Source organism: Sinomonas sp. G460-2 (assembly GCF_047759905.1).
GTDB lineage: Bacteria > Actinomycetota > Actinomycetes > Actinomycetales > Micrococcaceae > Sinomonas.
Genome location: NZ_JBKZWT010000296.1, coordinates 1 through 4474, shown reverse-complemented (window position 1 = coordinate 4474; position 4474 = coordinate 1). Strand labels below are relative to the sequence as shown.

Sequence of the window (4474 nt, the reverse complement as noted above, 5' to 3'; positions counted from 1 at the left end):
CTCCTCACCCACCGAGCCTCGGACGCCGACGTGGAGGCCGAGGAGACGGAGACCGAGTCGGAGACGGAGATCACCCGCCGCCGCGTGCGCCGGTGGTTCCGCCTCATCCTGGGGGCCATCGTGGCGATCGCGATCCTCCTGGGCCTGTGGTTCGGATACGCGTGGACGCAGACCCGGTACTACGTGGGCGCGTCGGGAGACCGCGTGGCCATCTACAACGGCATCTCCCAGACTCTGGGCCCCATCTCGCTCTCGAAGGTGGCCTCGACCACCGACATCACGATGAGCTCGCTGCCAGACTTCCAGCAGCAGAAGCTCCGCGCGGGCATCCCCGCGAACAGCCTCTCGGAGGCCCAGGAGATCGTCGCGTCCATCCGGACCAACCCGCAAACGTGCCTCAACGCGCCGTCGTCCGCCCCCACGCCCGGCGCGTCCGCGTCGCCCAGCGCTGTCCCCTCGGCCAGCGCGGTCCCTCCGCCGAGCCCGGTCCCGCCGCCGGCGAGCCCGTCTCCGGCGCCTTCCTCGCCGCGGCCGTCCGGAAGCCCCTCGCCCACCAACCCGTGCTTGGGAGGCCAGTAGTGAGCGCAGTCGAAGCCGCCGCCCGGCCGCGGCGCAACATCGAACTCGTCCTGTTGGTCCTCGCCCTCGCCGTGGGCAACGGCGCGAACGCCATGACGTCGATCAACCAGGGCCTGAGCCTCGGGAGCGACTTCTGGATGCAGACCGGGATCGTGTGCGCCGCATCGCTCGCCGTGCACGTCGCGCTCCGGTTCCGCGCGAAATACGCTGACCCGCTCATCCTGCCGATCGTCGTGGCGCTCAACGGCCTCGGGGTCGCGATGATCCACCGGCTCGACATCACGGCCTCGCCGGTCACGGACTACGGGGACGCGCAGGCCCGCTGGACGATCATCGGAATGGGGCTCGCGATCGGCGTCATCCTGTTCCTCAAGGACCACCGCACGCTCCGCCGCTTCACGTACATCTCGCTCATTCTGAGCGCCGTGCTGCTCGTTCTGCCGCTCGTCCCGGGCATCACGGCCGGGGACGTCAACGGCGCGCAGGTGTGGATCCGCATCGGCCCGGCCTCGTTCCAGCCGGGCGAGGTCGCGAAGATCACGATCGGCGTCTTCTTCGCCGGCTACCTCTCGACGAACCGCGACCTCATCCTGCTCGCGGGGCGCCGGCTCGGGAAGCTCCAGCTCCCCCGCTTCAAGGACCTCGGGCCCATGGTCGTCGCGTGGCTCGCGAGCATCGGGATCCTCATCTTCCAGCACGATCTCGGCATGTCGATCCTGTTCTTCGGGATCTTCATCTCGATGATCTACGTGGCCACGAGCCGCGCGAGCTGGGCGATCCTCGGCGTCCTGCTCATGTTCGCCGGTGCGATGGCATCGAGCCTCATCTTCCCGCACATCCGGCTGCGCATCGACGGCTGGCTCAACGCGTTCGACCCCGAGGTCTTCGGCCGCCAGTACGGCGGCAGCTACCAGATCGTCCAGGGCCTGTTCGGCATGGCCAACGGCGGGCTCATCGGCACCGGCATGGGCCAGGGTCGGCCGGACCTCGTGCCGTTCGCGCACTCGGACATGATCATCGCGGCGTTCGGCGAAGAGCTCGGCCTCGTGGGCCTGTTCGCGATCGTTGTCCTGTACGCGCTCCTCGTGACGCGCGGCATGCGCGCCGCGATCGGCGCCCGGGACGCGTTCGGCAAGCTCCTCGCGTGCGGCCTGTCCGCGGGGATCGGGCTCCAGTGCTTCGTGGTGATCGGCGGCGTGACCCGCCTCATCCCGCTTACGGGCCTCACGACTCCGTTCCTCGCGGCCGGCGGCTCGTCGCTCCTGGCCAACTGGATCATCGTGGCCCTTGTCCTCGTGATCTCCAACGCCGCCCGCCGGCCCGTGGACACGACGCCTTTCTCTCCGGACGAGGCCCCCAGGCCGTCCGGAGGCAAAAAGCTAGACGAGGCCCCCAGGCCGTCCGGAGGCAAAAGGCTAGACGAGGCCCCCAGGCCGTCCGGAGGCAAAAAGCTAGATGAAGCCCACCTCGGCCCCCAGACCCTTCACGAGACGCCCTCCGTCCCGCCGTCGTCCGGTCGCCGCAGCGCGACGGAGACGACCAAGACCCAGGTGGTGAAGCAGTGAATCAGGCCATCAGAAACGCGTGGGTGGCCATCGCTGCCATGTTTGCCCTCATCCTCGGCTCGATCAGCTACGTCCAAGTGGTGGGCGCCGACGATCTGACGTCCAACCAGTGGAACAACCGCGCGATCCTCCAGACGTTCTGCCAAGACCGCGGAACGATCGTGGTGGGCGGGCAGCCGATCGTGCAGTCGGTGGCGAGCGGCTCGGAGAGCTGCAAGTTCCAGCGGCAGTACCTCCAGCCCGAGCTCTACGCGGGCCTCACGGGCTTCTACTCGAACATCTTCGGCTCGACGGGCCTCGAGAAGAGCGTCAACGCGGCGCTCACGGGGCAGTCCGACCAGCTCCTCCTCGACCGGATCAAGCAGCTGTTCCTCGGCCAGCAGCCGCAGGGCGCGTCGGTCGAGCTCACGATCGACCCCGCGATCCAGAAGCTCGCGTACAGCCTCATCCCGGACGGGCAGCGCGGCTCGATCGTGGTCACGAACCCGAAGACCGGCGCGATCATCGCCATGGCGTCGAAGCCGAGCTATGACCCCAACCAGATCGCGACCCACGATCAGGCCGCCGCGCAGGCGGCCATGACGAAGCTCCAGGGCATCCAGGGCATCAACCTCTTCCAGAACGTGAGCGGGCCCACCGGCGAGCTGCTCGCGCCCGGCTCGGTGTTCAAGCTCGTCGACACCGCCGCCGCGCTCGCGTCCGGCAAGTACAACAAGGACAGCGTCCTGCCGAACCCCGCGGAGATGACGCTGCCCGGGAGCACCGCGAAGCTTCCGAACTATGCGGGCGGCAACTGCTACACGCAGAATCAGGCGAGCTTCGCGTTCGCGCTCGAGCAGTCGTGCAACACGCCGTTCGCGTCGATCGCGCTCGACCTCGGGCAGGATGCGATCGGGAAGCAGGCGGCCGCGTTCGGCTTCGGCCAGGACGCGGGGAACCTCCTGCACCTCGAGTACCAGAGCGGCGTGTGGCCCAAGAACCTCGACCAGTCGCAGCTCGCGCAGGCCTCGATCGGGCAGTTCAACACGACCGCCTCTCCCCTGCAGATCGCGCTCATGACCGACGCGATCGCGAACGGCGGCGTCCAGATGAAGCCCTCGCTCGTCAAGACGGTGCGCGCGCCCGACCTCCGCGTGGTCGACGAGCCGAAGCCCGAGGTGCTCCGGACTTCCACGACGCCGGACATCGCCCGGCAGATCACGGAATGGATGACCGACGTGGTCTCGAACGGCATCGCCAAGGGCGCCGCGGTGCCCGGCGTGCAGGTGGCCGGCAAGACCGGAACGGCCGAGCTCGGCACGAGCGGCAAGAACAACTCGTGGTTCACCGGCTTTGCCCCAGCGGACAATCCGCAGGTGCAGGTGACCATCGTGATGGAGGGCGTCGACGTTGCGACCGGCGCCAAACTGACCAGTCCAAGCGCGAGCAAGATCTTTGAGGCGGTGTTGAAGAAGTGAGACCGACGTCGGGCATCACCTTGGGCGGCAGGTACCACCTGGAGAGCCGGATCGCCATCGGTGGCATGGGCGAAGTGTGGAACGCCCGCGACGAGGTACTGGGGCGGAACGTCGCGATCAAGATCCTCAAGGAGGAGTACGCGGGCGATCCCGGCTTCCTCCAGCGGTTCCGCAACGAGGCCCAGCACACGGCGCTGCTCAACCATCCCGGCATCGCCAACGTGTTCGACTACGGCGAGGACAGCGGCTCCGCCTACCTCGTCATGGAGCTCGTGCCCGGGGAGCCCCTGAGCTCGATCCTCGAGCGCGAGAAGGTGCTCTCCCCCGACCGCACGCTCAACATCATGGCCCAGACGGCGCGCGCCCTCGCCGTCGCGCACGCGCGCGGACTCGTGCACCGCGACATCAAGCCCGGCAACCTGCTCATCACGCCGGACAACCGGGTCAAGGTCACGGACTTCGGCATCGCGCGCCTCGCCGACCAGGTGCCGCTCACCCAGACCGGTCAGGTCATGGGCACGGCCCAATACCTCGCGCCCGAGCAGGCCACGGGCCAGCAGGCCACGGGCTCGAGCGACATCTACTCGCTCGGCGTCATCGGCTACGAGTGCCTCACGGGCCACCGGCCGTTCTCGGGCGAGAGCCAGATCGCGATCGCGCTCGCCCAGGTCAACGACGCGCCGCCGCCGCTTCCCGAGCAGATCCCCGCCCCGGTCCGCGCCCTGCTCATGTCGATGCTCTCGAAGGATCCCCGGAACCGGCCGGCCAACTCGATCAAGCTCGCGGAGGCTTCCGAGGCGATCCGCCGCGGGGACATCCGCGCCGCGCAGGCCGCCGTCCCGGGCATGCTCCTCCACGACGATTCGACCCAGC

The 4474-nt window shown here is 68.7% G+C and carries 4 protein-coding genes; all 4 read left to right on the top strand.

Going from position 1 to position 4474, the window contains the following annotated elements; all coding sequences use genetic code 11:
• Window positions 1–579 (top strand): BofC C-terminal domain-containing protein (locus ACLN58_RS18405; RefSeq protein ID WP_415856693.1); only part of this gene is annotated, 579 nt, incomplete at its 5' end.
• Window positions 579–2144, top strand: a complete 1566-nt coding sequence (locus ACLN58_RS18400; protein ID WP_415856692.1) for an FtsW/RodA/SpoVE family cell cycle protein — start codon at window positions 579–581, stop codon at window positions 2142–2144. The genes ACLN58_RS18405 and ACLN58_RS18400, both read left to right, overlap by 1 nt.
• Window positions 2141–3601: a peptidoglycan D,D-transpeptidase FtsI family protein gene (locus ACLN58_RS18395; RefSeq protein WP_415856691.1), complete on the top strand. Its 1461-nt coding sequence runs from the start codon at window positions 2141–2143 to the stop codon at window positions 3599–3601. The genes ACLN58_RS18400 and ACLN58_RS18395 overlap by 4 nt, the downstream gene beginning before the upstream one ends.
• Window positions 3598–4474: protein kinase domain-containing protein (locus ACLN58_RS18390; protein ID WP_415856690.1), on the top strand; the 877-nt coding region annotated here is incomplete at its 3' end. The genes ACLN58_RS18395 and ACLN58_RS18390, both read left to right, overlap by 4 nt.